Origin of the sequence: Arenimonas sp. (genome assembly GCF_035312645.1) — a bacterium.
Classification (GTDB): domain Bacteria; phylum Pseudomonadota; class Gammaproteobacteria; order Xanthomonadales; family Xanthomonadaceae; genus Arenimonas.
Genome location: NZ_DATGBO010000098.1, coordinates 1 through 2,408, shown reverse-complemented (window position 1 = coordinate 2,408; position 2,408 = coordinate 1). Strand labels below are relative to the sequence as shown.

Annotated in this window: 1 protein-coding gene; it reads left to right on the top strand. The window is 63.4% G+C overall.

Translation table 11 applies throughout. From position 1 onward, the window contains the following. The coding region (locus tag VKM35_RS09025; protein ID WP_324320583.1) for a TonB-dependent receptor at positions 1-2,215 on the top strand (2,215 nt) is incomplete at its 5' end. Positions 2,216-2,408: the final 193 nt, after the last annotated feature.

Here is a 2,408-nt window from a genome sequence, read left to right as displayed (position 1 = left end):
GAAGGTGCAGGGCCAGCGCGTCCAGGAAGTGACTTCGCCGAAATACACCGCGCCGCTGCGCGACACGCCGCAGACCATCACCGTGGTCGATCACGAGAACATCGAAGACCAGGGCCTGCTGTCGCTGCGCGACATCCTCGGCACCCTGCCCGGCATCACGTTTGGCGCTGGCGAAGGCGGCGGCGGTTATGGCGACAGCATCAACCTGCGCGGCTTCAGCGCCAGCAATGACATCACCGTCGACGGCGTCCGCGACAGCGCGCAGTACTCGCGCACCGACCCGTTCAATCTCGAACAACTCGAGCTCGTCAATGGCGCGAACTCGGTCTACGCCGGCGCCGGCTCGGTCGGCGGCAGCATCAACCTGGTCAGCAAGGCCGCGCATCTCGGCGATGCCAATACGATCTCCGCCGCCGCCGGTACCGACAGCTACGGCCGCCTGACCCTGGACAACAATCAACAGATCGGCGATCACAGCGCTTTCCGCATCAATGCGATGGCGCATCGCAACGACGCGCCGGGTCGCGATGTCGAGAACTTCCAGCGCTGGGGCATCGCGCCGTCGCTGGCCTTCGGCCTCGGCACCGACACGACGTTGATCCTGAGCTACGTGCATCAGAAGGACAGCAACATCCCGCAGTACGGCGTGCCCTTTTACAACGGCGGGCCGCTGCCGGGTGTGGCGCGCAATACCTACTTCGGCTACGCCAACCTCGATCGCCAGGACATCGACAACGACGCCTTCACTGCCATCGTCTCGCACGCGTTCAACGATGTATTTTCGGTACGCAATCTCACGCGGGTAGCGAAAGTCGACCAGCGTTCGATCGTCGATGCCGCGCAGGGTGCGATCTGCCTGCCGGGAAACATCAGCCCGACCTTCACCGCCTGCACCGCCGGCACGCTGCCGGGCACGTTCCGCCCCGGCATCACCAATCCGCGCGGCTATCTGCGCGATACCAGCAACAAGGCGCTGGTGAATCAGACCGATCTCACCGCGATCTTCACCGCCGGCGGCATCGAGCATCACCTTGTCGCCGGCCTCGCGTTTTCGCATGAGTCGTTCGAGCTCGAAACCGCGCGCCTGCTGCGCAACGCCAATGGTTCCGACACCGGCCTGACGCTGCCGTTGATGGACCTGTATCACCCGAATTCGATCTACACCGGCCCACTGCGCTACACGCTGATCGGCAAGACCGACGGCGAACAGGACAATGCCGCTGCCTACCTGTTCGACACGCTGACTTTCAACGAACACTGGCAGATCAACCTCGGCGCACGCTACGAGCACAACGAAGGCAGCTCCACCGTCTATACCGTTTCGACCGCGCTGCCGAACATCGGCGCGATCACCGGCGCCGCTGCACCGGCGAAAAACAGCGACAACCTGTTCTCGTACCGCGCCGGCCTGGTGTACAAGCCGCAGGACAACGCCAGCATCTATCTCGCCTACGGCAATTCGAAGACGCCGTCGAAGGCCTCGGTCAACGGCACCTGCACCGCGGTCAGCAGCACCGGCACGGCCAATTGCAGCGTCGATCCGGAAAGCGCGATCAACATCGAACTCGGCACGAAATGGGATTTCCGCCAAGGCAAGCTCAGCTTCACCGCGGCATTGTTCCGCAACGACCGCGAAAACTACCGTGTCGCCGATCCCGATCCGAGCAATATTTCCGGCGAGCAGTCGCTCGACGGCAAGGCCCGTGTCGACGGCTTCACGCTCGGCCTTTCCGGTCTGATCAACGAGCATTGGTCGGTCTTCAGCAACTACACGCATCTCGACAGCAAGGTGCTGCGCAACGTCTCCGACTATTGCCTCGCGCATGCCGGTGTCGCCGCCTGCTCCGGCGGCAATGCCGCGATTCCGGATTTCGTCGCCGGCGATCCGCTGCTCGCCACGCCGACGGATGCGCTCAGCCTGTGGACGACTTACGACGTCTCGCGCGCCTGGCAGCTCGGCTATGGCGCGACTTATCAGGGCGCGATCACCGTCGAGCAGCATTCGACGACCAAGCCCATTGGCGAACTCGCGACGTACGGCGGCTACACCACGCACCGCGCGATGGTCGCCTACCGCGTGACCCGCGATCTGACCTTGCAGTTGAACGTGAACAATCTCTCCGACAAGGAGTTCTACACACGCATCCGCAACAACGGCTGGGCCACGCCGGGCGATGCCCGCAATGTCGTGCTCAACGCCAGCTATCGTTTCTGAGCGGGCGTGCGAATCGGAAGGTTCTGAAAGATACTGGCCGCACAACAATCCCTGCCGGAAGATGGCGGGGATTTTTCGCGGGAGGAGAAACTCGACATGCTGTTGCAAGTTCCGCAGGTACTGAACTCCGAGCAGGTCGCGCTCTGTCGCGAGCGCCTCGCGAGCGCCGCCTGGGCCGATGGTCGCATCACTG